This is a genomic window from Paenibacillus yanchengensis, from assembly GCF_042684845.1.
GTDB classification, from domain to species: domain Bacteria; phylum Bacillota; class Bacilli; order Paenibacillales; family Paenibacillaceae; genus Pristimantibacillus; species Pristimantibacillus yanchengensis.
Genome location: NZ_JBHUMH010000060.1, coordinates 21,211 through 47,937, shown reverse-complemented (window position 1 = coordinate 47,937; position 26,727 = coordinate 21,211). Strand labels below are relative to the sequence as shown.

The following is a 26,727-nucleotide window of genomic DNA, read 5'->3' as shown; positions in this document are numbered from 1 at the left end:
CCGGTTAAGAGATACTGACCTCAGATTCTGTAGGTACAGCAATCTGCTCCATGATTTCGTTTAAAATATTTTCTGTACTGCGCTGTAACTTCTGCATCCCTCTTAATGTCATTCGATGAGCTAGAGTTGGCTTTATCATTGCTTTGACATCATCTGGCGTTACGAAATCTCTTCCTTGCATAACGGCTTTTACTTGCACCGCTCTTAACAATGCCTGCATCCCTCGTGGACTGACACCAATCGCCACTTCTTCGCGCTGGCGCGTCGCTTCCACAATGGAAACGATATAATTTAGTAAATCATCCGTTATCCGAACATGTCGATATGCTGCTTGAGCTTCCACTATCAGTTGTTGACTAGCAACAGCTGATAACGCTTCCAAAGGTTGTTCCATCATAAACCGTTTTAATAATTGGACACTTTCGACTGTAGTCGGATACCCCATCTTAATTTTAAATAAAAACCGATCCAGTTGCGCTTCCGGCAAAGCAAACGTTCCTTGATGTTCTATCGGGTTTTGTGTAGCAATAACCATAAATGGCTGCTCCAACACCATCGACCTACCATCAATACTTACTTGCCTTTCTTCCATACATTCCAGTAAACTCGATTGCGTTCGCGGTGTTGCTCGATTAATCTCATCAGCTAACAATAAATTGGTAAACAACGGACCAGGGCGAAATTCAAAATCACTTGTCTTTTGGTTATAGTAATGAATACCGCTCAAATCTGATGGCAATAAATCTGGTGTAAACTGGACTCGTTTAAATTGTAGCTTCAATGATTTGGCTAATGATTTGGCGAGTAACGTCTTGCCTGTTCCAGGAACGTCCTCCAATAACACGTGTCCGGAAGTAATTAATGCTATTAGTAATAAATCAACCACTTCTTCTTTTCCGACGATGACCTGTGCAACACTTTCTTTCACTTGCTCCGTTAATTGTTTTATGGATCGAAATGGCATCTGTTTCTCCCTTCCTACTACTCTATATTTCATTTGCTGCTATTTCCTTGTTGCAGTTGTTGTAATTGCCGCCAACGAATCAAATGAATGTTTTGTTGTTTTAACGTTTGCTGGACTTCTTCATCGAGAAAAATATGATATTCCCAGCTTCGTTTTTCCGGTTCAAAATGGAATGCTTGTAATTCCTCTGTGTCGTATGCAGGATGGATAATTAGTTCCGATACACCACTGTGCAAATAACGTAATACTTGCATCAGCTGTTGTTTCCATGAATCGTACGTTTCTCCAACTTGTTTGTGAAATGGTAGCCCGATCAAATAATCAGGAATAATTACTCCGAGTTTGTCGGCAACCTCTGCAATTTGGGCAGCTTGCTCCGCATGCTCGATACCAGCTATTTGCCCATCCTGTTCTAATACGTAGCGTGGCATTCGAAAAGGTAGACCATATGTTGCACATATTTCTAATACGAGAGGTAAAAATGTACGCCCAGTTGCAAGTCCATACAAGCTTCCCATATGATTGTCTGCATGTGTAGGCTTCATCCCTAACTGTAATGCTCGTTCAATTTGACTCACTATTTCGATTCTCACTTGTGCTTCGGTCGCGTCTGTTTCAAAAGCTTCACATGTTTTTGGGAAATATCCCATAGGCGTAACTAATGAATCAGTGCTGCCCGTAGTAGTCACTGGTCCCCACTTATAATGATCCCATTCACTCGTAAAAGTCAGATGTATACCTACATCATATTGTGGATGCTGAGCGCTCCACAGCGCAGCTTGTGGCGCCCAACCACAAGGCATCATAATTGTTGCCGAACTTATTGCTTCTTGCTCTAACAAAGACTGAACAGCGCTATTTACTGCGTTACATAATCCATAGTCATCACCGTTTACTAATAACAATTTTGCATCAACGTCATAACCTAATCTTTCGGCTAAATTCATACGAATTCCTCCCTACAAAAAAAATCGATTGCAAATCATTACTTTCATTAATATAGCGCAGATTTTCCACTGTAGTACCTATTATTTCTAAAAGCAAAGATAAAGGACTAAGTTGTTGCTGATAACGAGTAACGACATGAAGAAACACATCGAATATACGAAGTTTCATTAATAATGGAATTTCATTTAACTCTTCCTGAGTCAATGGAATCACTTGTAAATACTCTTTCATCATAACAGCAACTGCTTGCGTAGGACAGTCATTTAACCAGTTTTCTCGATGCATCAAATCTACTGCAATTACCGCAGGTTCCATAGCACGAACATCCTGTGCTACAAATTCAAAATCTAATATAGCAATGATTTCATCTTCTAGTGCTACTGTATTTTGACAAACAATATCGCCATGAATCCATTGCTTTGGTAAATCCTCTAATCGTTTGCATTCCGTTGTAATAACGGATAGTTCATCCATAATATAATTAATGTCGCTTACTTGTTCTGCTAATAACTTATGTTCCTCGATCAAATAAGATGTTAGATCCGTTTGAAGCAAGGCAACATAGGACTCGGGTAATAAATAATATGGATCGTATTGTGCTGAGCAAGGAAGTGTAACAGACGCCATCTCAACAGTAAGGAGCGCTGCTGCTTTGCCTAAACTCACAATATGCGGATAATAACCGGCACGTGGTCGATTTCCATTAATAAAACGATACATGGCAACTAGTTTACCTTGTTCTGTAGAGATATAAGTGTTACCGCATTTACTTATCACTACTTGTGGAACTTGGATCGTTAAAGAACGCTGGTGCAGCGCTTGCAACATTTGATGTTCAACCTCAACTATACTACTCTCTTGATGATTATCATATATTCGCAACATATAATGCTCGTTATCGACAATTATTCTTTTCGTTGTATTGTTCATGCCGCTTTCCATCTCAGCTATCGTATAATGACCAGACAAGCCATATTGCAGCAAAATTGATGTTAATTGATCCGTTTGTATTTCTTTTATCATTTACGATCCTCCTCTTTTACACATTATAAACGTAGTTTACGAATGTTGGCAAAATTTCGAAGCATTTGACAGCAATTCATGTAGAGCTGTCGAATTATTAAAGTTTCTGCTACATCATGCGCTTCCCCGGGAAATAAGTACCGGTTTTTATTTTTAATTTCCCCACCCACAAAAAAACGCTACTTCACTCGCCATTAAGACGTAAAGTAGCGCTATATATATGACTAAGCAAACTTCTACGCAACATATTTAAACATTCATCAATGCATTCAACGGGCTATTATCTGGAATAATGTCCGTTAACTCATAAATAGAAATTGGGAAATATAATAAGCCGTATACATAGGGAGCTATTTCATATTGTTGAAAATAAATAACAATCGAACGATCTGCCAAATAAAAATCTTGATCCGGACGTATCGCTTGGAACGGTTCGAACGTTTCAATGTTTCTTTCTTTGATTGCACGTTTAATCGGTTCACTTAACGCTTTTACATAGTCAGCTCCTGGTTTAAACAACTGTTTTAATGTATAAGCATGACCTGTTGACGCTTGAAACGTATACGACTTCTCTATCGTTGCTCCATGCGCTCCACCTGTATAAGCATAATTAATAAGCGACACACTTAGTACATCTTTTTGATTATTTTTTACTTCAAAAAATCCGTACATCTCTGCACGTGGATCTGTTAACGGACCTTGCGTATTAACTAAATGCTGTGTACCTGCTACAAATACTTGATTCATATGAGCATCTGCTTCTTTTTTCCCGCCACTTATATGGGGCAAATAAATTAGCGCTTTAGGAAAAGATGCTTCGGCTGCTTGCACAACTACAGGTTTAGGAAAGTTGAACATGATAACACCTGCCTATTTCTAATGATAGTTCATTATATGATAAGGCGGCTTGTTCCTATTATCACTTTTTCCTCATCCAAGTTATTATTTAATCTAGTAATCGTTTTTCTCTCTCCGTCATGCGACGACCACGTATATCAATAACGATCTCACCTTTATTAAGTCCGATGATCCGATCTGCAAATCGCTCCGCCCAGTCACCTTGGTGAAGAACTGCAACTACGATAACCCCTTGCTCGGTACAAAGGTGTTTCAATTCTTTTAGCACATCTTCGGCTGTATGAGGATCAAGACCAGTGACAGGCTCATCTACAGCAATAACTTTGGCACCGTGAACTAAAGCTCTAGCCATCGCTATTCTTTGTTGCTCACCACCACTTAATGTGCCCGCTTTCTGGTGCGCTTTATCTATTAACCCTCTTTTTTCGATCATATCCATACCGCCCATATAATCATCACTGCGCATCATACCCGTCCATCTACGCCAAGCCGGAGTTTGACTGACAGAACCGATAATAACGTTTTTTAGAGCGGTTTTATTCGGATATAAATATGGTTTCTCTTCCAAATAAGCAATTTCTCTTTTTACTTTCAATTTACCTTTCAGCCCAGATTCAAATACATCTACACCATCGAACTTGAATTTACCGCTAGTCCATTTTTCTTGCAGCGACAAGCATTTTAAAAACATTGATTTACCACTACCACTACTTCCTTTAATGGCAATAAAATCACCAGGATACGCTTCGAAATCAATTTCATGCAATATTTTCGGTCCACCAGGAATTCTTTTTGTTAATCTTTGTATTCTTATCATGACATGCTTCCTTTCTATACGAACAATCGATATAACTCTAGTGTAAGCGAATTAAAAAATGGTTTCCATACGAACAAATGTTTGATATAATAGATACGAGAACAAACGTTCTAATGCAGTGCTCAGATCGTTAAATAAGGGAGGATGAATCACCATGAGAAACAAATGCCAAATGTATCGTTATGTAGAACCTAGAAGCTATGGGAAAGATTTAACGTTTAAATTTTATGACGACGGAAAACTAACCATTATCGATAACAAAACGGAAGAGGTGATTTCACCCAATAGTTTACGCGGCGCGAGCAAAGACTTTTATGTTCGGCAACGAATTAGCTTTATTAAACAAATACTACTTGCTTCTCAATTAAAACATGCGTAACACTATAAATTCTGTACCTTTAGCAGTGTATCGCTATTTATTAGCATACACTGTTTTTTATATTCTATCGCATCTAATCAGCGATTTCCATTGACGAATTCCTACATTATCATGTAGATTGGTACATATGGACGGGGTCATTCTCAATGAAAGGAGAAATTACAGGATGAAACAACAAATAATGTTTGATTTGGATGATACACTAATTTATTGCAATCGTTACTTCTTTCATGTCGTTGATCAATTTATTGAGACGATTACTTCTTGGTTCCATCCTTTTCCTTCTGTTCATGCTCTAGCAGTGCGCGATAAACAAAATGAATTGGATTTAACATTAATAGAGCAAAGCGGGTTTAGAAGTGAACATTTTCCTCGCTCGTTTGTAGAGACGTATCGTTACTTCTCTCACTTAACTGGACGAGAGTGTAGTAAACAAGAAATGGAAAAACTATGGGAACTTGGTATCCAAGTTTATAGCCATGATACGGAACCGTATCCACATATGGAACAAACGCTTACACAATTGGTTACTGCTGGTCACGAATTACATCTATACACTGGTGGCGAAGCGAAAATACAAACCAGAAAAATTGAACAGATGAATCTAAAGCGATTTTTCGAAAATCGAATTTATATTCGTCAACTTAAAAATAATGATGCACTAGAGTCCATATTACAAGATGGTAGATTTGACCGTCGCCATACTTGGATGATCGGTAATTCGATCCGAACCGATGTAGTTCCTGCATTAACTGCTGGTATACATGCTATTCATATGCAAACAAAGGAAGAATGGGAATACAACAACATTCCGATTGATATTAAACCGACGAGCGCTTTTTTCCGCTTACAGCAACTAAAAGAAATTCCCATTACAATATCTCAATTTTTAGCACAATAATGACGGGAGATAGCAGGAAAGTTGCCACGAAAATGACGATTTCCCTGCTCACCGCTCTACTTAAACTCAAACCCTACTTTCCCTTCTTCCTTCTTCCAAACTAATACTGCATCAAATGATTTTTCACCTTTTTTAAATCCTTTAATCATATTCGTTTTTCCTTTATCTAAAAACTTCTTGATTTGCGTTTCTGATATTTTTTTGCCTAATACTTTTTTCGAAAACGAAAAATCACAAGCTGGTTTAGCAGAGCAACTATAAAAATTACCTTTATCGACTACTTGTGCTGCACACTTCGGACAAGGACCAAGTGGTGAACTTGGAGCAGAAACGTTTCGTTCCTTTTTTTCAGGCTGTGCGATCGATTCCAAATCTTTAGCTGTAAACTTCCACGTCTTTGAATTTTGAATCGCATCATCAATAATTTTCTGTGATAATTTTCGTGCCTGCTCCATAAAAGAACGAGGAGATGCTTTACCTTGCCCTACTTCATGCAATCGTTGCTCCCATTTGGCTGTCATTTCAGCCGATGCTAATATACTGTCACCCAATGCGTCTATTAACATCATCCCCTTGCTCGTAGCAAACACTATGTTTTTCTTCACATCAATATATTTACGATCTTTCAAAATAGAAATAATGCCTGCCCGTGTTGCTTCTGTTCCTAATCCTTCTGTCTTTTCGAGTACTTTTTCAAGCTCCGCATCTTCCAAATGCTTTCCAGCCGTTTTCATTAACGTAATTAATTGACCTTCTGTATACCGTTTTGGTGCTTGCGTTTTACCTTCCTTTATTAACAAATCTTCAATCGTTCCACTATCCCCTTGCTCAAGTGATGGTAATAACGACAAGTCAGCATCTTCTTTGGAATCTTGCTCATAGAGCACTTTCCTCCAACCTTCTTGGACAATACATTTACCTTTGGTCAAAAAGGTTTCACCTTCGCCAACAACTGTAATTAATCGAGAGTAATCAATAATTGCTTTATCATAATGTACCGCTATTAATCTTTTTACGATCAGCTCATATAAACTACGTTCCGTTGGTTTCAATCGACTCATCTGTGGGACAACTTCCGTTGGTATAATCGCATAATGATCGCTTACTTTAGCAGCATTCACTACCCTTTTGTTATTTGCAACAGATGGTATCGGCAATGGAAAAAATTCTTTAAATGTATCTTGCTGACCAAGCTTTGCTAGAATATCTGGAAATTGCTTTGCTTCTTCTGACGTAACGTAAGCCGAATCCGATCTTGGATACGATATGTAGCCTTCCAAATAAAGCTGCTGTAATGCATCCAAACAACTTTGTGGAGAATATTTAAAAATTTGATTAGCTGTTGCTTGTAAAGATGATAAATTAAATAATTGAGGTGGTTGAAATTCTTTACGCTCACTCTCTACTTTATCAACTGTTGCTGTTTGCTGTTCACAATTATTTCTGACCAATTCTGCTTCTTCTTGGCTCGCAAACCGTGTTTGTTCTCCTCGAAACCATGTTCCTTCATATAAAGTGTCTTTCATCAAAAACTTCGCTTTTAACTCCCAAAATGGCTCCGGCTTAAAATTATTAATTTCTTTTTCTCGAGCGACGATCAACGCAAGTGTAGGGCTTTGAACTCGTCCTGTCGAAAATACTTCCCTAATTCCTCTCCGCTGAAAAAGTAGCGAATATACTCTAGACCCATTCATTCCCACTAACCAATCCGCACAAGAACGACTAACAGCTTCATAATATAAATAACGTGTTTCTTGTTCATCTTTTAAATTTTGAAAGCCTTGTTCAACCGCTTTAGGTGTTAAAGAGGATATCCACAAACGTTTCATCGGTTTTTGAACACCACTCATCTGTACAGCAATGCGAACAATATACTCGCCTTCCCTACCAGCATCTCCCGCGTGAATTACTTCTGTCACATCCGAACGGGTTAATAATGATTGAATAACTTTAAATTGTTTCGCCTTTGATGGAGTAACCCGATGTTTAAACTTATCTGGCAATATCGGTAACAATTCTAAACTCCACTTTTTTAAGCGAGGATCGTACTCTTCTGGTGGAACTAACTCACAGACATGTCCAACAGCCCATGTAACCAAAGCTCCTTTCGGAAACGTTGCATTAGGCATGATTTCAATATATCCTTGTTGCTTTTTATTTTTGAATGGCGAAGCCAACTTTGTTCCTTGATCTGGTTTCTCCGCGATAATTAATTTCAAAGTGTCACGAACCTCTCATTCGACTGCTGCCCGTAGTCAGTTTTCACTAACTGTCTAGACAACCCATTCTCGTAAAAGTATACTATTTATCCATATAAGCAATAATAGTGCTAAAAATAGTGTTAACTCCGCTCGCCCAATTAGGATCTTCTGCATATTCCCGATTAATCCACACGATAGGATCGACTTTGTCTGGTTTTTCTTTACTTAATCGAGTAATCGTTCTCGCTGCTATTTCAGTAGACTCTGTTATGTTTGTATTAAAATCTTGCCAACTATGAAACACATTAAACGGATTATTGGCAATTGTTGCTGCATTGTTATTCGATTTTGGCACAAACCCTTGTTCTTGACCTGTAATTGCAAACAATAAAACAGGATGAATATCAAATTGCTTCGCGACATCAACTACTGTAGAAAAATAAGGATCATCAGCAAGATAAGATTGTTTCGTTTCCAAATAACTGCGTAATACTTCCCAATCACGATCAATATATTGCAAATGAATGGGCAGCTCATTGTGACTCGCCACAGCACTAGTATCCATCTCCATATTTACATGAGCAGGTGGGTGTAGAGCAGCTCCATCTGTAGCAGTTACTTTTTTATTTTTCTCCCAAGAGCTATAACTATACAAAGCCGCAATCAGCAATACACTTAAACTGCTGTACATGATAACTTTACCATATCGATGTGACAACGAGCGTAACATTTGTTGCAATCGAGTAAATATCGTAGCAGTACCAGGTGCTCGATTGCTCCCTTCCTTTAATTCCAGATTTTCAGCCGAAGTATTGGCGTTATTTTTTCGCCAGTCGGACAACGGAACAGCAATCTCTTCACTTGATAAATCTAATGACTTCCTACATAAAGTATCTATGTCAGAGGAAGTTACGAATCGCTGTTGCTGTACAACAATTCGTTCAATTAAATGAAGAAGCAACTGCTGTTTAATCGGTTCTGGAAAGTCGGGAAGTTGCCGATATAGTATTTGTTGGACCGTATTAGCAACGATTTCAGCATGTTTACTATCCGATTGATGTTTGTACTTTTGCTGTACATAAAGACGTATCTGCTTCAATTGATGTGCTGTAAATAAATAAGCACTGCCATTCGACATAGATTTCCCCCCTTTAAAACATCACCGTTTTTAGTAAATACTATGACTGAACAATTTCTAGCTCCTTTTCTTCACCAAGGCAATGGTAAGCTCATCATTTTCTTTTGTATATCTGGTTGTTCTATAAATTGTCGTATTTGTTCTTTTTCTAATACAGTAAACAGATATTCGCAATCACAGCCTTCATTTTGCGGAATAATTTGCATAATACTAGCATCACTAGCAAAACAAACAACATAGATCGTAAAATCATTCAAATCGGTAGGTAATGGTGTTGTTTCAGAAACTTGTGGGGTTAATATGACATCTACCCACTGTTGATTTCTTCGTTCCATTTCTATCTCAAACGCCATAAACTGTATTTCCGTTATCTGCTGTGAATGATATAAAATCATAGATCGTTAACTCCTTTAAGTAGACAAAAGCGCCATACCGGCGCTCTTGTCTGACATTAGTTGCTTATCCGGTTATATGTCCGTACTGTAAATGAAAATTTATTTTTCTCATCTTGTTCGCAGTGCTGTTCTTCTGTAAGCTGCCACTGTTTCTCCATTAGTACCGGAAAATGAGCATCTCCATCTGCCACTTCTGTATGAACAGTAGTCAAATAAATACGATTAGCATGAGGTAAAAATAATTTGTAAATCTCTGCTCCGCCAATGACGACTAGCTCTTCCACTGTAGTTGCCAATTGCAATGCTTCATCGACAGAATGAATATATTCAAAGCCCGCCTCAGCTACTTTAGCTTGCTTAGTAAGTACAACATTACGTCGTTCGACCAATGCTTTTGGTAACGACTCCGCTGTTTTCCGACCCATAATGACTGTCTTACCAATCGTTGTCTGTTTAAAAAAAGCCATTTCTGCTGGTAAACGCCATGGTAATCGATTTTCAACACCAATGACTCTATTTTCATCCATGGCTGCAATCATTGTAATTGCCATTTTTGCTAACTCCTTTTTGAACACACCATATTTGTAGATGCAATCTAAACTAAGTTACTACCTATACTGCTATAGGAGCTTTAATAGATGGATGTGGATGATAATTATCGACCTTAATATCCGCAACCGTATAATCAAAAATGGAAGTGTGATCATCATGCAATATTAACTGTGGTAATTCTCTTACTTCTCTTGATAATTGCAATTTAATCTGATCAACATGATTATTATAAATATGTGCATCACCGATTGTATGAATAAACTCCCCTACTTGTAGACCACACTCTTTAGCAACTAGTTCGGTTAGCAAAGCATAACTCGCTATATTAAATGGAATACCTAAAAAGATATCTCCGCTCCGTTGATATAATTGACAAGACAATTTATTATCCGCTACATAAAATTGAAACATCGTATGACAAGGAGGTAGCGCCATATTACTCGGTACATCTTCTGGATTCCATGCCGTTACGATATGGCGACGAGAATCCGGATTTTCTTTAATTTGCGTAATGACTTGTTGTAATTGATCCAACGTTTCCCCTTGTGATGTTTTCCAAGCACGCCATTGTTTTCCGTATACGTTGCCTAGCTCGCCATACTGAGCAGCAAACGCATCATCAGTAAGTACTTTCGTTGTAAACAGCTTCATCTGTTGCTCATACAATGGTGCAAACGTTGCATCTGATTGAGCTCTTAATCCAAAATCGGTCATATCTGGACCAGTGTAATCACTACTTTCTACCCAACGCTTGAACGCCCATTCATTCCATATATTATTATTATGTTCTAACAAATAACGAATGTTTGTCTGTCCTTGTATAAACCAAAGTAGCTCACTGACAATTAATTTTAATGACAATCGTTTTGTCGTCAGCAGTGGAAAACCTTCACTTAGGTTAAAACGCATTTGATAACCAAAAACGGACAGTGTTCCTGTACCAGTACGATCATCTTTACGTGTACCATGTTGTAATACGTACTCTAGTAAATCTAAGTATTGTTGCTCGTTATAACTCATTACGTTCTCCTCCGACTCGATAAACTTATAAATTACATTATACCATGCGAAGACTGGACTAGCCCATCATAATTTCAATAATTAATGGCGATCAAAGAGCAAACGAAGCCCATTCAAAATAACAAGAATCGTACTCCCTTCATGACCTATCACACCCAGTGGCAATGTCATTCGATCAAAAAAGTTAGCAGTAATCAAAATAATTATTATTAAAAGTGCAAAAACTATATTTTGCTTAATAATAGTTGACGTCCGTTTACCTAGTGAAATAGAAGCTGCTATTTTGCCAATGTCATCATTCATCAATACAATATCTGCTGTTTCTAGTGCTGCACCACTACCCGTATTCCCCATAGCAATACCTACTGTTGCAGTTGCTAACGCCGGAGCATCATTAACGCCATCTCCAACCATAGCGACTGCTCCATATTGTTCTCGCAGTTGTTTGATCTGCTCTACTTTATCACCAGGTAACAATCCAGCATAAACATTGCGGTGGTCCAATTGTAATTGATCAGCAATCGCTAAAGCCGTTTGTGGTTGATCACCAGATAGCATAACTACATGTATTCCTAATTGTTTTAGCCTCGTTACTGCTCGTTTCGCTTCTTCTCTTACTGTATCTTTCAAAGCAATTAAACCAATAATCTTGTCTTCTGTCATTAATAATGTGACTGTTTTTCCTTCACTTTCCAACCGTTTCACATCATCAGTAATAGTAACATCGGTTAACAAATGTTGGGCTAGCTGTGGTTTTCCAATTTTCAATAATTTATCATCTATAGTAGCTTGTAATCCATAACCGGTAATAGCTTGAAAGTGACGAAGTGGCACTGCTGCATAATTCAAATTTTGTTGTTCCGCAAGTTCTACTATCGCTTTCGCCAGCGGATGATTCGATAAGCTTTCCATTGCAGCTGCATACAACAATATATCCTCTTCTGTCTTGCCATTGTAACTAATAATATTAGTGACAGCAGGTCTACCAGCGGTAAGTGTACCCGTTTTGTCAAAGGCTACTGCTCGAACACGACCCAAATTTTCTAAATGAGCTCCACCTTTCATCAATATTCCTCGTCTAGCGCTAGTAGAAATAGCAGATAATATTGCTGGCATAATCGATGCTACTAAAGCACAAGGAGATGCAACGACCATGAAAACCATTGCCTTATAAAATGTTTCTTTGAACGATAACCAACCGAAGAGAGGCGGTACAATGATAAGCAGTAAAGTTATAAGTACGATTAGTCTAGCATATATCCGTTCAAACTTTTCCATAAAAGTTTGCGAAGCCGGCTTTTCACTCTGCGCTTCTTGCACCAATTTCACAATCTTGGCAAACAAAGTAGACTCACTCGATTTCGTTACTTCTATATATAGAACTCCTTCTCCATTCAACGTCCCAGCGAACACTTCATCATTTACCACTTTTTCAACCGGAACAGATTCTCCCGTAATAGATGATTGGTCCACCGATGAAAATCCTCCGTCTACTTTCCCATCAGCGGCAATTATTTCCCCAGGTTTTACGACAATTAAGTCTCCCACCTGCAAATCATCAATTGATACTACACGTTCTACTCCATCCGATACTAACAAAGCTGTTTCTGGTTTTAAATCAATTAAGGCAGATATATCTTTACTACTACGATTCATCGTATAGGTTTCTAATGCTCCACTAAGAGAAAAAATAAATATTAATAGCGCTCCTTCGGTCCAATAGCCAATACTGGCTGCTCCAATAGCAGCAAAAATCATTAATAAATTAACATCAATATCTTTTTCTTTGACCAATGTACGAAGTCCTTCGATTGCTTGTGAAAAACCACCGATGATATAAGCTAATACATAAAGGAAAATAGAAACATCAGCATTTGTTGTTCCTATTATCCAAGCAACCACCATGAAAATACCACTAATCAATGATGCACTTAATTGACCATACCGTTTTATCCTATGTTTCATTGCGAATCACTCCTTCTTATTGATAATGAATTCCATTACTACACCCCTTAAAATGACACATGCTGCCCCATTTCTGGGACAGCATGAAAAAATCCATTTGTTTGGATGTAATATGTAATTGTCTATATATTTATAATCATTATACATTAATAATAAGACTAATTAAAGTGATATTTATCGCAACATCAAAAAAGAGCAGTACTATTAGGAATTCACCTATAGTAACTGCTCTTTGGTTAACAATATATATTATCTTGCAACTGTATGAATTGGATGTCCTAGTGCAACTTCCGCTGCGTCTAACACGATTTCGCCTAACGTTGGATGCGCATGAACTGTAAGTGCCAAATCTTCCAATGTAGCACCCATTTCAATTGCTAAACCAATTTCAGCGATCATGTTCGAAGCTTCCACACCAACGATTTGTGCTCCTAATACAAGACCTGTATCAGCATCAGAAACAAGTTTTACAAATCCTTCTGCTGCATTCAAAGACAATGCACGACCGTTACCTGCAAATGGGAATTTACCCATTTTTACATTGTGTCCTTTTTCTTTTGCTTCTGTTTCGCTGTATCCAACACTTGCACACTCTGGATCAGAGAAGCAGACTGCTGGTACACATTTGTAATCCACTACGCTTGACTGACCAGCAATAACTTCTGCTGCAATACGTCCTTCATACATTGCTTTGTGAGCAAGTGCAGGACCGGCAGTAATATCACCAATAGCATAGATATGTGGAATACTTGTACGGCATTGCTCATCTACTTCAACTAAGCCACGATCTGTAACTTTCATGTTGATTAGATCCAATCCTAGCTCGCCATCCGTGTTTGGACGACGACCAACAGTCACTAATAAGTAATCAGCGGTAACTGTTTCTACTTTGTCACCAACTTTGTACGTTACTGTAACAGCTGTGTCCGTTTGCTCTGCACTTTGTGCTTGAGCGCCTGTGATGATGTCTGCTTGAGATGACTTCAATTTTTTAGCTACTAGATTAGACATATCTTTGTCGAATCCAGGTAAGATAGTATCTGAACCTTCAATAACTGTTATTTTTGTACCGAACTTAGCAAACATTTGACCAAGCTCAATACCGATATAACCGCCACCGATAACTACCATGCTTTTTGGTACTTCTTGCAATGCAAGCGCACCTGTTGAAGAAACAATACGTCCACCATAAGGGAATGCTTTCAGTTCAATTGGACGAGAACCTGTAGCAATAATACAATTTTTGAAACGGTAACGAGGCGCTTCTTGGTCATTAAACACACGAGCTTCGTTTTCGTTAATAAACATAACTTCCCCTTGGAAGTATTCAACTTTGTTAGCTTTCAAAAGGGATGAAACGCCACCAGTAAGTTTTTTAACGACACCATTTTTAAATTCCTGTACTTTGCCAAAATCAACTTTCGCTTCGCCAACTTCGATACCGAAGTCAGCTGCTTTTCCGATTGATTCATATTGATGTGCTGCAGAAATCAACGCTTTAGATGGAATACATCCTACGTTCAAACATACACCACCAACATACTGCTTATCTACAATTAGTACACTTTGTCCAAGCTGTGCCGCACGAATTGCTGCAACATAACCACCAGGACCAGCACCAACAACTAGTGTGTCAATATCTAGGGAAGCATCTCCTACTACCATCTTTTATACCTCCATAATGAACAGTTCTGGTTGAGCCAGAAGCTGTTTAATAAAGTTCATGAAATGCTGTGCAGTTGCTCCGTCAATAAGTCGATGGTCAAAGCTTAGTGACAACGCCATTACTGGAGCTGCAACAATTTCACCATCACGAACAATTGCTTTTTCTGAAATACGTCCTGTACCCAAAATAGCAACTTCTGGGAAGTTAATTACAGGTGTAAAGAACATTCCGCCAGCTGAACCGATATTCGTAATTGAGATGGTGCTACCTCTTAGCTCGTTTGCAGCAAGTTTTCCATCACGTCCACGTGTAGCTAGATCACGAATGGAATCAGCAATCATAAACAAGCTCTTACGGTCTGCATCTTCAATAACTGGAACGATCAGTCCATTATCTGTATCTGTAGCAATACCTACGTTGTAGTACTTTTTATAAACGATTTCTTGACTTTCTTCATCAAGCATTGCGTTCATAATCGGGAATTCGCGACATGCAGCTACAAGAGCTTTTACGATAAATGGCAAGTACGTTAGTTTCGAACCTTTTTTCTCTGCATAAGGTTTGTACTTCGTACGTAGTGCCACTAGCTCTGTTACATCCACTTCATCCATAATCGTTACGTGAGGCGCTGTATAAACTGATTTTGACATCGCACCAGCGATCACTTTACGAATACCTCTAAACGCTACGCGCTCTTCTGGACGGTATGGTGTACCAGCAGTAACCGCAGCTGGAGCTGCCGTTTCTGTAGCAACTGCTGTAGTATCAGCAGCAGCCGGCGCTACACTTCCATCAAATCCATCAACATCTTCACGTGTAATTTTACCATTTTTTCCTGAACCAGTCACTTGTGTTAGATCTACATTTTTTTCACGAGCATATTTTCTAACACTTGGAGTTGCTAGCACTAAACTTGCAGTTGCTTTTGGAGCATCTGCTGATGCTTCTGGAGTTGCTGCTTGTTCTGTTGCTGGTACTTCCGCCGCTGGCGCTGGAGTAGCTGCTTCTGGTTCTGCTGCTGGAGTTGCTTGCTCAGGAATATCACCTTCTGCATCAATAATCGCAACAACTTCACCAACCTTGCAAACTTGTCCATCTTTGACCAATACTTCCAACACTTTACCGTTCACTGGACAAGGAACTTCCACTACTGCTTTATCGTTTTGAACTTCCATAATAATATCATCATCTGTTACAGTATCGCCTGGTTTAACATGCACTTTAATAATTTCGCCTTCATGCAATCCCTCACCAAGCTCTGGAAATAGATATTCAAATCTAGCCATTGCTGGAGCCTCCTTCAATTAAAATTCTAAAACTTTTTTTACAGCTGCTTGAATACGACCAACGTTTGGCATCCACACATCTTCAATTTGAGCAAAAGGAAATACTGTATCTGGGCCTGCTACACGCAATACCGGAGCTTCCAAATGTAAGATTGCTTTTTCATTAATCTGTGCGATAACTTCAGCTGCTATACCAGAAGTTTTTTGTGCTTCTTGCACTACAATTGCACGATTCGTCTTTTTGATCGATTCAACAATTGTATCAATATCAAGCGGAAGTAGTGTACGCAGATCAATTACTTCTACTTTAATACCGCTTTTCTCTAGCTCTTCTGCTGCTTTCATTGACGTATGAACCATCATTCCGTAAGTAATAATGGTAACATCGCTACCTTCTCGAGTCACTTTTGCTTTACCAATCTCAACCGTATATTCGCCTTCTGGTACTTCGTCTCTGAAAGCACGGTACAAGTTCAAGTGCTCCATGAAAAAGACAGGATCATTATCACGAATAGCGGCAATCATCAAGCCTTTAGCATCATAAGGATTAGAAGGTATAATTACTTTCATACCCGGCGTTTGCACTGCCAATCCTTCCAATGAATCGGTATGAAGTTCAGCAGCCTTAACTCCACCACCAAATGGTGTACGGAATACGATTGGAGAATTATAACGTCCTCCTGAACGATATCTCATACGTGCGGCTTGTATAAACATTTGATCTAATGCTTCATATATAAATCCAACGAACTGAATTTCTGCAACTGGACGAAATCCTTGAAGACCCATACCTACTGCAAGACCGCCAATCGCTGACTCAGCAAGCGGAGTATCAAATACACGGTCTTCACCAAATTCTGATTGCAATCCTTCTGTTACGCGGAATACACCACCGACCTTACCTACGTCTTCACCAAATAAGACAACGTTGGGATCACGTTTTAATTCTACGCGCATCGCATCGCGAATTGCTTCAAGCATATTCATTTGAGCCATGATCGTCTATTCCTCCCCTTCTTATTGAAAATCAGCTTTTTGTTCTTCCAAATGTGGCGGTGTTACTTCAAACATCGTATCAATCAAACCTGGCACTGTCATTTTTTCAACAGCTTCAGCTTTTTTAATATGTTCAAGCACAGTCGCTCTTGCTTCTTCTTTTACACGAGCTGTATCTTCTTCAGACCACAACCCTTTTTTCTCCAAAAACTTACCATAACGGATCAGTGGATCTCTTTCTGCCCACTCTGCTTCTTCGTCTTTCGTACGATATTTCGTAGCATCATCACTCATGGAATGCGGACGGAAACGATACGTCAACATTTCAATTAGTGTAGCACCTTCGCCACTGCGACCATGTTCTGCAGCGTCTTGAACAGCTTTAATAACTGCAAGAACGTCCATACCGTCTACTTGAACACCTTTAATACCAGCTGCTACTGCTTTATGTGCAACAGACAGTGCTGCCGTTTGTTTGGAGAATGGTGTCGTAATAGCATAGCCATTATTTTGTACAACATAAATAGCAGGCAATTTGAAAACTCCTGCAAAGTTCAATCCTTCGTAGAAATCTCCTTCGGATGAACCACCATCACCTGTATAAGCAATAGCTACACGTTTTTCATTACGTTTTTTGAACGCCATAGCTACACCAGTTGCATGTAGAATTTGCGCACCAATAATAATTTGTGGCATAAGAACATGTACATCTTCAGGAATTTGACCTCCATGTTGATGACCACGCGAATATAAATATGCTTGATATAACGGCAATCCGTGCCAAACCAGTTGTGGCATATCACGGTAACCAGGACATATAAAATCATCTTTGTTAAGCGCATATTGACTACCGATCATAGATGCTTCTTGTCCAGAAACTGGTGCATAAAAACCAAGTCTACCTTGACGACCTAAGTTTACAGCACGCTCATCCCATGTTCTTGTAGATACCATGCGATACATAACTTCTTTTAGCTGCTCATCTGTTAGAGCTGGCATTAAATCAGGATTAACTACGTCTCCATCGAGAGATAATACGGACATCGGCGTTACCGGCTCCGTTTGTACTTCGTATGGCAATTTGCTCATTTTGAACGCTCACCTCAATCGAAATATTTGAAAACCAACAGCATCTGTTATAGAATTAATATTACCCTGTTTTCTCATATTGGTCAAAGAAAAAAACGGTAAACCTTTGATTTTTCACAGATTTTCATCATTCTTTATCAAAGTTGTATATGATACAGATAGAAAATAACACTGTAACAGAGTAATACAATATGTTTTTTTAGTAAAGACAGACTTATAGATTACGAATTTTTATTTTTCCACAACTGTACTATTCCATGCATCAAAAGCTTGATATAAAAATATTTTTATGGGGGATTCGACAATGTCTAACAACGCTTATTTAAAAAGAACAATCGTAAAAGAAACGATAACAAGTAAATTTTTGCCCGAAGGTGAAAGACAATTACGCGTTTTTTTACCGCCAGGCTATAATGATTTACTAAGCTATCCCATCGTATACTGTCAAGATGGGGAAGAATTTTTTAATTTTGGCAGAATAGCAACAACCGCTACAAAATTAATTTTGGACGATGGATTAGAACCATTCATTATCGTTGGCGTTGAAGTAAATGTTAAAACCCGTACCGCCGAATATGATCCGAATGGTGATAGACATAAAAATTATGTTTCCTTTTTTGGCGAAGAAGTAATACCTTTTATTGAACAGAAATATGCTGTTCGCAACGATCCCACAGAACGTTTATTAGCAGGTGATTCTTTGGGCGGTACAGTTTCGTTACACATCGCTCTCAGCTATCCGACATTGTTTCATCGTGTTTTATCGTTGTCAGGCGCTTTCTATTCTAGTTCACAACAAATTTTGCAATCGATACAATCGTTAGACTGGTTAACCGTCTATATGATTGTCGGGCTGCAAGAAGATGCTTTCGAAACCGACACAGGAGTATACAACTTTGTAGAGCTTAATCGTACTACTCGAGATTTACTTCTAGCAAGAAACGCAACTGTCTACTATGAAGAAAAAGACGGCAAGCATCAATGGGGCTTTTGGCAAAAAGAATTACCGCAAGCACTCACTTATTTTATTGATGTAGAATAATAAATGAACGCTCCCTAACTGTGATGTGCTTTATTGCAGTTTGGGAGCATTTTTTTATAGTTTTTGCTCACTTTTAATTTTATGTAACAAAGCTTCGCCACCAGCAACTATTAATTCATATACAAAATCAAAGTTTCCCGTATAATACGGATCGGGCACTTCACGCACTTCATGATCTGGCAACAAATCCATAAATAGCAGTAAATCGGCCTTTTTCTCATCGTGTGCATTTTTCGCTACTCCTGCACTTTCTAACATAGCGTTTACGTTACTTAAATTACTATTATCCATGCATACGATATAGGTAAACTGCTCATAATCATTAGGATGCACTTGTCTTGCCTGCATTCCTTCATAGGATATCGTATATTGATCCAATATTTTGATTGTTCCTTCATGTGGCGGCTTGCCAATATGCCAATCTCCTGTACCAGCGGAATCTACTGTAATCTGCTCACTTAGCCCTGCCTCTGCCACTTGTTTGCGAAAAACAGCTTCTGCCATTGGCGAACGACAAATATTACCTAAACATACGAATAAAACTTGAATCAATTTTTTCATCCTCACTTTGTGTATATCATTGTTTTACTACAAAGCTACCTGCTTTTTCTAGCTTTAGCTCTGTTTCATAGTTAATATACACTACTCTCCCTTTTTAAACAAATAAGATTGTACTCATTTCTTGAAAAGATTATACTTATTATCGTCAATAAAAATAAAGATCGCTGTAAGTTAAGTTACTGTGATCAAGCCAGAAAGGATGATGACGTTGGCAACAACGGTTATCATATGTACAGGTGGGTCAATTTCTACAGATGTACTATCGTATATTATTCCTGATGCCATTTTAATCGCTGCAGATAGCGGAGCTATTTTTTTAATCGAACATGGATTTCAACCAGACATTGCTATTGGCGATTTTGATTCTGTTACTTCGGAACAATTCCAGCTCATTGAACAACATTCCAAACAAGTAATTAGTTGTGATCCGATCGACAAAGATTTTACTGATACAGAAATGGCATTTCGCCTTGCGATGGATATGCAGCCTGACCGAATAATATTATTAGGTGCACTAGGCTCTCGTTTCGATCATACGTTTGCAAATGTTTCTTTACTTGCTCTGGCTGCACATGCACAAATAGACGCTAAAATTATAGATGGCAATAATCGAATCGCGTTGTCAGACGGCACGTTAACTATTCAGCGTAGTGAGTTTCCCAATCTTTCATTATTACCATTTGGTACAGCCGTTACCGGAATTACATTGACTGGATTTCAGTACAAATTGGAAAATGCTACATTAAACGTGGGAGAATCTCGTGGCATTAGTAATATTTTGGTGGATACAGTAGGTACGATCAGCCATCAAACCGGTCGCTTGCTCGTTATTGAAAGTAGAGATTAACTATAATTTTGGTACTTTCCAACATCTGCTACATAATCATCCAAACAAAAAATACGTCTGTATGGAAAATAAGTTCATTTCCAGTACAGACGTATACTATTTCTATTTTATAGTGGCAGCAAAGCAATTGTTTCTGTTTCTGCCAATTGTTTAATCATATGATGCCATTGCTCTGGCTTGTTCGGTAACGCTGTATAATATGTCGTTAAAAACTGTACGATTAGCGCTGTCGATATTTCTTGCTGCTGCTCATCTTGTGGTAGAAAGCAAAGATCCAGCTCACTAATAGCTGCCCCTTCATGATCCCATGATGGGTGAACATATGCTAAATCTAGCTTTTTGTAACCAACATGCGACAACACTTCTCGTCTAACAATGGGATTCATTGGGGACACCCCACCAAACGTATGTACTTCTGCCCGATAGGGATCATATACTTCCGCAAACATGCCGAGCGACGTCGTACCCGACTGAGTCATTATTTCTTGCAGATGTTTTTCACGATTACGTAATAGAAAACGTCCGATTCCTAAACCAGCTTGACCAATAATAGTAAAGTCCGTCATCGCTACACGCATATCCCTATAATAACGGTACTCCGTTGCCCCAACTACTTCTTGGTCATGAATTGCTACATAAACATAAATATCCGGGTCTTGGATCGGTTCTCTCCATAATTCGTATTCCAATACTTCCTCTGGTGGAAAGATAGATTGTAACAATTGATGAAATGCTGGAAAATAATGATCTTCTATAGATGAAATACGATTATACTTTAGCATGTATACGACTCCTCTACATAAATGGATTGCGCCATTCCATAATAACGGCATGATGGCGAGATTCTTCATCATCTAAATAATTTTCTGCTATAGCTACTGGCATACGTCCACATCGCAGCATAAAGCTAATGACAGGATCTGTCCACTCACCAGATAAAACATTTTCCACATATTTTTGTGGAGGAATAGAAAATTGCTCATATTTAGCAGCATATCCTGGCATTCGTCCACCACCTAACAAACGAGAAAGTCGCATCTGTACTACAGTTTCATACATCGATTGCATCAGCCACTTTCCGACACCCCATTTACGATAGACAGGAACAACGCATATATCGACAACATACAGCGTATCACCAAATGGATTATGATTACGAATATACCCATTATCGGTAACTTGGCTCCATTGATGCTGCTCGCCATATTGCTTCGAATCAATAATAAGCCCAGTCATTGAACCAATAATTTCCCCGTTTACTTCTGCACAAATAGCTCCAGTAGAAAATCGTTTCACATGCTCGATAATCTGCTCTTTCGTCCACCACAAATCAGCTGCAAACGGCGGAGGAAACGCTAGTTTTTGTACTTCAATTAGCTGTTCAAAATCTGCTATTGTGTAATTGCGAATAAGCATCTTTTGCGGAATATGATCCACCATCAAGTACAACTCTTTGTACATACAGCACTCCTCCAATCAGTTCCAATCTGGATATAGATCTGTTCGCCGATCACGCCAAGTCATGACAGAACCAGCCTGACGAACTTGCTCTAATAAAGTTAAATCCAAATCACCAACGACAAGCATATCATTATTTTTAAGCCCTTCATTGATAATACCAGCTGGAGGAAACGGAATATCATTCGGAGCTAGTATTGCTGCTTGCCCTACATTCGCACGCATAAAATCAACTGTACGAAGTGCTCCGACTGTACCAGTAGTAACAATATAAATTTGATTTTCTATCGTCCGAGCATGACAACAATAACGAACACGATAAAATCCTTGCTGATCATCTGTACAAGATGGACAAAAAATAACATCTGCACCTTGTGCACGTGCCATTCTCACTATTTCCGGAAATTCAATATCATAACAAGTAAGCATTGCCATTTTGCCAAACGGTGTTGTAAATACTTGCACCCCATCACCTGCGGACATATTCCACTCTGTCACTTCCGTCGGTGTCAAATGTATTTTGTCCTGTGTAATGACAGTTCCATCCGGCTGAAATAAATGAGCGGTATTACGCAACGTCCCATTCGCTGTTCTAGTAACGTGGGTGCCACCGATAATGTACATGTTATACTCTTTTGCTAAAGTCACGAATAAATCAGTGTATGCCTCTGTATATGCAGGCAACTGATCAATAGTAAGCGACTTTCCTGCACCATCACCAATCGACATCAGTTGCGTCGTTAAAAACTCAGGAAATAATAGAAACTGTACGTCGTATTCTGCTGCATTGCGAACATAATGAGTAACTTGCGCGGCAAATTGTTCAAATGAACGAATATCTTGCAAATAATATTGTACAGCCGCTGTCCGTATTTTCAAACCACTATCCCCTCCCATTAATTTTTTGGCGGAAATGAAGTGTGATCGTTGTGCCTGAATTTGGCATACTATATACATCGATTTTTCCTTCATGCATATCTACAATTCGTTTTGCAATAGATAATCCTAGTCCAACTCCACCTGTTGTTCTACTACGAGCTCCATCGACACGATAAAACCGTTCAAACAAATGTGGTTGTTCGTCTTCCGGAATTCCGACTCCCCGATCTTTTACTTCTATTTTAACAACACCCCGAGATACAGCCATCGAGACGCTTATCGGTTCTTTGGAATACTTGATAGCGTTGTCTAGTAAAATGACAAGTAACTGTCTAACCTTTTCTTTATCTCCTTGCATCTGAACAGATTTCGATAGTGCTTTTACCCGGATTTGGCGTTGGAACGTCGTTTGCATCATTGTCGCAAGTTCATCGACCATCATCACTACATCGAATTGTTGTATATTTAACCAATCTTCTTGTTCGGCTTCCGCTAACATTAGCATCGACTTGATCAAATTTTGTAAGCGAACCGATTCATTATTAATAGCTTCTATCGCTTCACTACGTAAATTTTCATCATCTTTTCCCCAACGTTTAAGCATACCAGCATAGCTGCTAATAACCGTAAGAGGTGTTTTTAGTTCATGCGAAGCATCAGCAACAAACTGTTTTTGTCTATCGAACGTCCGATCCAATCGTTCAATCATTTGATTAAACGCGCGTACCAAATGGACTAATTCCGCAGACTCTTCTCGACTATTAATCGATATTTGTCTCAATTTTCCACTTCGATCAATTTCACGGATCGTATTCACCATTTTTTGAATCGGGGAAGTAAGTCTTGATGTAAACCAATACGTACCGAATATGGCAAACAAAATAGCACCTGCGCTAGTAACACTCAATGCTGCCACAAGCACTTGTAAGTAATCATCGAGTTCATCTAATATCCGATTTACTTCCAACATAGCGATTATATTGCCTTCTTCACGAATAGGGACCCTTGTATATAAAATACGTTCCCCACTTTTCATCACCATACCGGAAATCATTTTATTTTCAAATACTGCGGGCAACTCTAATAGAACAGGATCTGATCCGGTTATATTCACTACACGATTATTAGGTAATATAATTCGGATCATCTCGTTCACATTATAATATTCATTAAGTAAATCAGCCGAGTTCAATCCACGTCCACTTAATATTCGCGGATTTTCCATCATTAAACTTACCTTCGTCGCAATTACTTCTTGTTCTGTATTCGTTGTAATTTTAATCACGTAAAAGTAAACAAATATATTGAAAAAGATTAAAATTAATATAAGCCAAAAAATAGTGAATAGCGTAAATCGTCTACGCAGTGTCATTAATCGGGCTCCTTAATCATATATCCTACACCACGTACAGTGTGAATCAATTTATGACGATATCCTTTATCCAACTTTTGACGTAAATAACGAATATACACATCGACTAAATTGGTTTCACCAATAAAGTCATATCCCCACACTTCTGATAAAATATCTTCACGAGATTTTTCAGTATTACAGTTTTCAACGAGATAAACAAGTAACTCAAACTCGCGAGGTGTAAGTTCAACTAATGATTCTTTCCGATAAACTTTTCTTGTACGTAATTCTATCGTTAAATCTGCTAATTTAATTATATCTGAACCTTCTGGCTCTTTAGGATTCTGTTGAAATATTCTTAAAATATTACGAACTCTTGCCAACAATTCCTCCATCGCAAACGGTTTTGTAATGTAATCGTTAGCTCCTAATTCAAAACCACTTACTTTATCTGGAACTGTATCTCTAGCAGTTAATAAAATAACAGGCATCGGATTACCAGCTTGTCTCACAGAACGTAATACTTCCATACCGCTCATTTCTGGTAACATCACATCCAATAACATTAAATGCCATTCTGCATTTGTCGCCATATCAAGACCAGTACGTCCATCCGCAGCTACCCCTACTATATATCCTTCATGCTCTAATTCTAATTGTAATACGCGAGCAATACCCGCTTCGTCCTCAACGACAAGAACACGTTCATTCATAGTAAAGCTCACCTTCTTTTCTTTAAGATAAACTTATCATATATAGGCTAGTCTTTAATTGCAAGTTCACGTTAACGACCATTGCTCCACGTTCCATTCTTTGGTTACCCAATCGGTATAAAACTCCGGCTCATGCGAAACTAGGATAATAGTACCTTTATAATTTTTCAAAGCTTGTTTAAGCTCTGCTTTTGCTACAACATCCAAGTGATTGGTCGGCTCATCAAATAAAACCCAATTACTTTCTCGTAGCATCAGTTTACAAAGCCTTACTTTTGCCTGTTCCCCACCACTTAATTGATTCAAAGATCGTGTAATATGTTCATTTTTGAGCCCACATCGAGCTAAAGCTGCCCGTACTTCATGTTGGTTCATAAAAGAAAACTCATTCCACACATCGTCCAGCGGTGTTAACGTTGGAGCTTTTGCTTCTTGTTCAAAATATGCAGGATGCAAATAATCACCACGATAAATCGTTCCACTATATGGTTGAATAACACCCAATATCGTTTTTAATAACGTAGATTTTCCCACTCCATTACAGCCAGTAATCGCAATTTTATCTCCACGTTCTATCAATACATCCATCTGAGGCAATAACGGTCTGTCATAACCAATTAGTAAATTAGTCGCTTCAAACACAGTTTTCCCACTTGTACGTGCTTCATTAAATTGAAATACAGGTTTAGCTGCTTCTTCTGGACGGTCAATGCGTTCTAATCGATCCAATTGCTTTTCTCGGCTTTTCGCTCGTCCTGAAGTAGAGTATCGTGCTTTATTCCGTTGAATAAAATCTTCTTGTTTTTTAATAAATTCCTGTTGCTTTTCATAGGCATCAATATGTTGATTTTTATTCATATCAGCCATATCCAAAAACTTATTATAATTAGCGGTGTACCTTGTTAGCTTGGCAAACTCCAAATGATAAATAACGTTAACTACGTCATTCATAAATTCTGTTTCGTGAGATATTAAAATAAAAGCATACGGGTAGTTTTTCAAATAATTTGTTAACCACGTCACATGCTCTTCGTCCAAATAGTTCGTCGGCTCATCTAACAGTAACACCATCGGTTTCTCCAACAATAATTTAGCAAGTAGCACTTTTGTCCGCTGTCCACCACTTAGCTGCACAACGTCACGATCAATCCCGATCGCCCCTAATCCAAGACCGTTGGCCATTTCTTCCACTTTTACATCGATTAAATAAAAATCGCCAATTTCCAACTCTTCTTGAATTTCACCCATGCGCTCTAGCAATAATTCTAATTCATCCGGATCTGCATCCGCCATTTTCTCTGTCACCGCATGCAATTCTTCCTCAAGCTTCAGCATCGGTAAAAAAGCATCCTTCAGTACGTCGCGAATTGTTTTGCCGGCTTCTAGTTTAGTATGTTGATCCAAATAGCCATAGCGGATGCGAGGTGTCCACTCTACTTTTCCTTCATCTTTTAATATACTACCTGTTAATATGTTCATCAGGGTAGATTTCCCCGTACCGTTAGCTCCAACTAACCCAACATGCTCTCCAGCAAGGAGTCGAAACGAAACATTTTTAAATAAAATACGATCACCAAAAGTATGTGATAATTGTTCCACTGTTAATAAACTCATGAAAGCTTACTCCATTCTAGAAATTAATAATCATTGATGTTTACTGCAATAAATCTATCCT

26 protein-coding genes are annotated in these 26,727 nt (G+C 38.6%); 4 read left to right on the top strand and 22 right to left on the bottom strand.

Going from position 1 to position 26,727, the window contains the following annotated elements; all coding sequences use genetic code 11:
* Positions 1-4: 4 nt before the first annotated feature.
* From ACFSTH_RS17075 to ACFSTH_RS17055, 5 genes are all read right to left on the bottom strand, one after another.
* Positions 5-997, bottom strand: coding sequence for an AAA family ATPase (locus tag ACFSTH_RS17075; RefSeq protein ID WP_377775107.1), 993 nt, complete (start codon positions 995-997; stop codon positions 5-7).
* The gene (locus ACFSTH_RS17070; RefSeq protein ID WP_377775105.1) at positions 994-1,911 is read right to left on the bottom strand and encodes a polysaccharide deacetylase family protein; all 918 of its coding nucleotides are present in this window, start codon (positions 1,909-1,911) and stop codon (positions 994-996) included. The genes ACFSTH_RS17075 and ACFSTH_RS17070 overlap by 4 nt, the downstream gene beginning before the upstream one ends.
* Positions 1,883-2,935 carry a phosphotransferase gene (locus ACFSTH_RS17065; RefSeq protein WP_377775103.1) on the bottom strand — a complete coding sequence of 351 codons (1,053 nt, stop codon included), beginning with the start codon at positions 2,933-2,935 and terminating at the stop codon, positions 1,883-1,885. The genes ACFSTH_RS17070 and ACFSTH_RS17065 overlap by 29 nt, the downstream gene beginning before the upstream one ends.
* 249 nt (positions 2,936-3,184) lie before the next feature.
* Positions 3,185-3,793: a DUF3298 and DUF4163 domain-containing protein gene (locus ACFSTH_RS17060; protein WP_377775101.1), complete on the bottom strand. Its 609-nt coding sequence runs from the start codon at positions 3,791-3,793 to the stop codon at positions 3,185-3,187.
* A gap of 88 nt (positions 3,794-3,881) precedes the next feature.
* Complete coding sequence (locus ACFSTH_RS17055) at positions 3,882-4,610, bottom strand: phosphonate ABC transporter ATP-binding protein (RefSeq protein ID WP_377775099.1); 729 nt, start codon at positions 4,608-4,610, stop codon at positions 3,882-3,884.
* Positions 4,611-4,764: 154 nt separating this feature from the next.
* On the opposite strand from ACFSTH_RS17055, the gene ACFSTH_RS17050 reads away from it, so the two are divergent.
* Positions 4,765-4,989 carry a hypothetical protein gene (locus ACFSTH_RS17050; RefSeq protein ID WP_377775097.1) on the top strand — a complete coding sequence of 75 codons (225 nt, stop codon included), beginning with the start codon at positions 4,765-4,767 and terminating at the stop codon, positions 4,987-4,989.
* 166 nt (positions 4,990-5,155) lie between these two features.
* Positions 5,156-5,890, top strand: coding sequence for an HAD family hydrolase (locus tag ACFSTH_RS17045; protein ID WP_377775095.1), 735 nt, complete (start codon positions 5,156-5,158; stop codon positions 5,888-5,890).
* 56 nt (positions 5,891-5,946) lie between these two features.
* On the opposite strand, the gene ACFSTH_RS17040 is transcribed toward ACFSTH_RS17045, so the two are convergent.
* The 10 genes from ACFSTH_RS17040 to pdhA all read right to left on the bottom strand — a co-directional run bounded on the left by ACFSTH_RS17040 (position 5,947) and on the right by pdhA (position 18,198).
* Entirely contained in the window at positions 5,947-8,109 is a 2,163-nt protein-coding gene (locus ACFSTH_RS17040) for a DNA topoisomerase III (protein ID WP_377775093.1), read from the bottom strand.
* Between the two features lie 82 nt (positions 8,110-8,191).
* Entirely contained in the window at positions 8,192-9,229 is a 1,038-nt protein-coding gene (locus ACFSTH_RS17035; protein ID WP_377775091.1) for a hypothetical protein, read from the bottom strand.
* A 71-nt stretch (positions 9,230-9,300) separates the two neighbouring features.
* Positions 9,301-9,624, bottom strand: coding sequence for a hypothetical protein (locus tag ACFSTH_RS17030; protein ID WP_377775089.1), 324 nt, complete (start codon positions 9,622-9,624; stop codon positions 9,301-9,303).
* 56 nt (positions 9,625-9,680) lie between these two features.
* A complete protein-coding gene (locus tag ACFSTH_RS17025) occupies positions 9,681-10,175 on the bottom strand; it encodes a dihydrofolate reductase (protein ID WP_377775087.1) in 495 nt (164 codons plus the stop codon).
* Between the two features lie 61 nt (positions 10,176-10,236).
* Positions 10,237-11,196, bottom strand: a complete 960-nt coding sequence (locus ACFSTH_RS17020) for a thymidylate synthase (RefSeq protein WP_377775085.1) — start codon at positions 11,194-11,196, stop codon at positions 10,237-10,239.
* An 81-nt stretch (positions 11,197-11,277) separates the two neighbouring features.
* Entirely contained in the window at positions 11,278-13,161 is a 1,884-nt protein-coding gene (locus ACFSTH_RS17015; protein ID WP_377775083.1) for a heavy metal translocating P-type ATPase, read from the bottom strand.
* Between the two features lie 249 nt (positions 13,162-13,410).
* Positions 13,411-14,826: a dihydrolipoyl dehydrogenase gene (gene lpdA, locus ACFSTH_RS17010; protein ID WP_377775081.1), complete on the bottom strand. Its 1,416-nt coding sequence runs from the start codon at positions 14,824-14,826 to the stop codon at positions 13,411-13,413.
* A 3-nt stretch (positions 14,827-14,829) separates the two neighbouring features.
* Positions 14,830-16,113 carry a dihydrolipoamide acetyltransferase family protein gene (locus ACFSTH_RS17005; protein ID WP_377775079.1) on the bottom strand — a complete coding sequence of 428 codons (1,284 nt, stop codon included), beginning with the start codon at positions 16,111-16,113 and terminating at the stop codon, positions 14,830-14,832.
* Between the two features lie 18 nt (positions 16,114-16,131).
* Positions 16,132-17,109 carry an alpha-ketoacid dehydrogenase subunit beta gene (locus ACFSTH_RS17000; protein ID WP_377775077.1) on the bottom strand — a complete coding sequence of 326 codons (978 nt, stop codon included), beginning with the start codon at positions 17,107-17,109 and terminating at the stop codon, positions 16,132-16,134.
* Between the two features lie 21 nt (positions 17,110-17,130).
* Complete coding sequence (pdhA, locus tag ACFSTH_RS16995) at positions 17,131-18,198, bottom strand: pyruvate dehydrogenase (acetyl-transferring) E1 component subunit alpha (RefSeq protein ID WP_377775075.1); 1,068 nt, start codon at positions 18,196-18,198, stop codon at positions 17,131-17,133.
* 304 nt (positions 18,199-18,502) lie between these two features.
* Here pdhA and ACFSTH_RS16990 point away from each other — a divergent pair, with 304 nt between their 5' ends.
* Positions 18,503-19,240, top strand: a complete 738-nt coding sequence (locus ACFSTH_RS16990) for an alpha/beta hydrolase (RefSeq protein ID WP_377775073.1) — start codon at positions 18,503-18,505, stop codon at positions 19,238-19,240.
* A 54-nt stretch (positions 19,241-19,294) separates the two neighbouring features.
* Here ACFSTH_RS16990 and ACFSTH_RS16985 read toward each other — a convergent pair whose 3' ends face one another.
* On the bottom strand, positions 19,295-19,792 hold the full coding sequence (locus tag ACFSTH_RS16985; RefSeq protein WP_377775298.1) for a low molecular weight protein-tyrosine-phosphatase: 498 nt from the start codon (positions 19,790-19,792) through the stop codon (positions 19,295-19,297).
* A gap of 217 nt (positions 19,793-20,009) precedes the next feature.
* Here ACFSTH_RS16985 and ACFSTH_RS16980 point away from each other — a divergent pair, with 217 nt between their 5' ends.
* Positions 20,010-20,648, top strand: a complete 639-nt coding sequence (locus ACFSTH_RS16980; RefSeq protein ID WP_377775070.1) for a thiamine diphosphokinase — start codon at positions 20,010-20,012, stop codon at positions 20,646-20,648.
* 107 nt (positions 20,649-20,755) lie between these two features.
* Here the strand turns inward: ACFSTH_RS16980 and ACFSTH_RS16975 are convergent, their stop codons facing one another.
* From ACFSTH_RS16975 to ACFSTH_RS16950, 6 genes are all read right to left on the bottom strand, one after another.
* Positions 20,756-21,430 (bottom strand): GNAT family N-acetyltransferase, encoded by a 675-nt coding sequence (locus tag ACFSTH_RS16975; RefSeq protein ID WP_377775068.1) that lies wholly within the window; start codon positions 21,428-21,430, stop codon positions 20,756-20,758.
* Between the two features lie 13 nt (positions 21,431-21,443).
* Complete coding sequence (locus tag ACFSTH_RS16970; protein ID WP_377775066.1) at positions 21,444-22,109, bottom strand: GNAT family N-acetyltransferase; 666 nt, start codon at positions 22,107-22,109, stop codon at positions 21,444-21,446.
* Between the two features lie 15 nt (positions 22,110-22,124).
* Positions 22,125-22,985 (bottom strand): carbon-nitrogen hydrolase family protein, encoded by an 861-nt coding sequence (locus tag ACFSTH_RS16965; protein ID WP_377775064.1) that lies wholly within the window; start codon positions 22,983-22,985, stop codon positions 22,125-22,127.
* Positions 22,986-22,989: 4 nt separating this feature from the next.
* A complete protein-coding gene (locus tag ACFSTH_RS16960; protein WP_377775062.1) occupies positions 22,990-24,357 on the bottom strand; it encodes a sensor histidine kinase in 1,368 nt (455 codons plus the stop codon).
* Entirely contained in the window at positions 24,357-25,052 is a 696-nt protein-coding gene (locus ACFSTH_RS16955) for a response regulator transcription factor (RefSeq protein WP_377775060.1), read from the bottom strand. Before ACFSTH_RS16955 ends, ACFSTH_RS16960 begins: the two co-directional genes overlap by 1 nt.
* 66 nt (positions 25,053-25,118) lie before the next feature.
* Positions 25,119-26,666 carry an ABC-F family ATP-binding cassette domain-containing protein gene (locus ACFSTH_RS16950; RefSeq protein ID WP_377775058.1) on the bottom strand — a complete coding sequence of 516 codons (1,548 nt, stop codon included), beginning with the start codon at positions 26,664-26,666 and terminating at the stop codon, positions 25,119-25,121.
* Positions 26,667-26,727 lie beyond the last annotated feature (61 nt).

Bases quoted from the DNA above. Each gene is read 5' to 3' on its own strand.
- ACFSTH_RS17075 (WP_377775107.1), bottom strand. From the start codon at position 997: ATGAAATATAGAGTAGTAGGAAGGGAGAAACAGATGCCATTTCGATCC.
- ACFSTH_RS17070 (WP_377775105.1), bottom strand. From the start codon at position 1,911: ATGAATTTAGCCGAAAGATTAGGTTATGACGTTGATGCAAAATTGTTA.
- ACFSTH_RS17065 (WP_377775103.1), bottom strand. From the start codon at position 2,935: ATGATAAAAGAAATACAAACGGATCAATTAACATCAATTTTGCTGCAA.
- ACFSTH_RS17060 (WP_377775101.1), bottom strand. From the start codon at position 3,793: ATGTTCAACTTTCCTAAACCTGTAGTTGTGCAAGCAGCCGAAGCATCT.
- ACFSTH_RS17055 (WP_377775099.1), bottom strand. From the start codon at position 4,610: ATGATAAGAATACAAAGATTAACAAAAAGAATTCCTGGTGGACCGAAA.
- ACFSTH_RS17050 (WP_377775097.1), top strand. From the start codon at position 4,765: ATGAGAAACAAATGCCAAATGTATCGTTATGTAGAACCTAGAAGCTAT.
- ACFSTH_RS17045 (WP_377775095.1), top strand. From the start codon at position 5,156: ATGAAACAACAAATAATGTTTGATTTGGATGATACACTAATTTATTGC.
- ACFSTH_RS17035 (WP_377775091.1), bottom strand. From the start codon at position 9,229: ATGTCGAATGGCAGTGCTTATTTATTTACAGCACATCAATTGAAGCAG.
- ACFSTH_RS17030 (WP_377775089.1), bottom strand. From the start codon at position 9,624: ATGATTTTATATCATTCACAGCAGATAACGGAAATACAGTTTATGGCG.
- ACFSTH_RS17025 (WP_377775087.1), bottom strand. From the start codon at position 10,175: ATGGCAATTACAATGATTGCAGCCATGGATGAAAATAGAGTCATTGGT.
- ACFSTH_RS17020 (WP_377775085.1), bottom strand. From the start codon at position 11,196: ATGAGTTATAACGAGCAACAATACTTAGATTTACTAGAGTACGTATTA.
- ACFSTH_RS17015 (WP_377775083.1), bottom strand. From the start codon at position 13,161: ATGAAACATAGGATAAAACGGTATGGTCAATTAAGTGCATCATTGATT.
- lpdA (WP_377775081.1), bottom strand. From the start codon at position 14,826: ATGGTAGTAGGAGATGCTTCCCTAGATATTGACACACTAGTTGTTGGT.
- ACFSTH_RS17005 (WP_377775079.1), bottom strand. From the start codon at position 16,113: ATGGCTAGATTTGAATATCTATTTCCAGAGCTTGGTGAGGGATTGCAT.
- ACFSTH_RS17000 (WP_377775077.1), bottom strand. From the start codon at position 17,109: ATGGCTCAAATGAATATGCTTGAAGCAATTCGCGATGCGATGCGCGTA.
- pdhA (WP_377775075.1), bottom strand. From the start codon at position 18,198: ATGAGCAAATTGCCATACGAAGTACAAACGGAGCCGGTAACGCCGATG.
- ACFSTH_RS16990 (WP_377775073.1), top strand. From the start codon at position 18,503: ATGTCTAACAACGCTTATTTAAAAAGAACAATCGTAAAAGAAACGATA.
- ACFSTH_RS16975 (WP_377775068.1), bottom strand. From the start codon at position 21,430: ATGCTAAAGTATAATCGTATTTCATCTATAGAAGATCATTATTTTCCA.
- ACFSTH_RS16970 (WP_377775066.1), bottom strand. From the start codon at position 22,109: ATGTACAAAGAGTTGTACTTGATGGTGGATCATATTCCGCAAAAGATG.
- ACFSTH_RS16960 (WP_377775062.1), bottom strand. From the start codon at position 24,357: ATGACACTGCGTAGACGATTTACGCTATTCACTATTTTTTGGCTTATA.
- ACFSTH_RS16955 (WP_377775060.1), bottom strand. From the start codon at position 25,052: ATGAATGAACGTGTTCTTGTCGTTGAGGACGAAGCGGGTATTGCTCGC.
- ACFSTH_RS16950 (WP_377775058.1), bottom strand. From the start codon at position 26,666: ATGAGTTTATTAACAGTGGAACAATTATCACATACTTTTGGTGATCGT.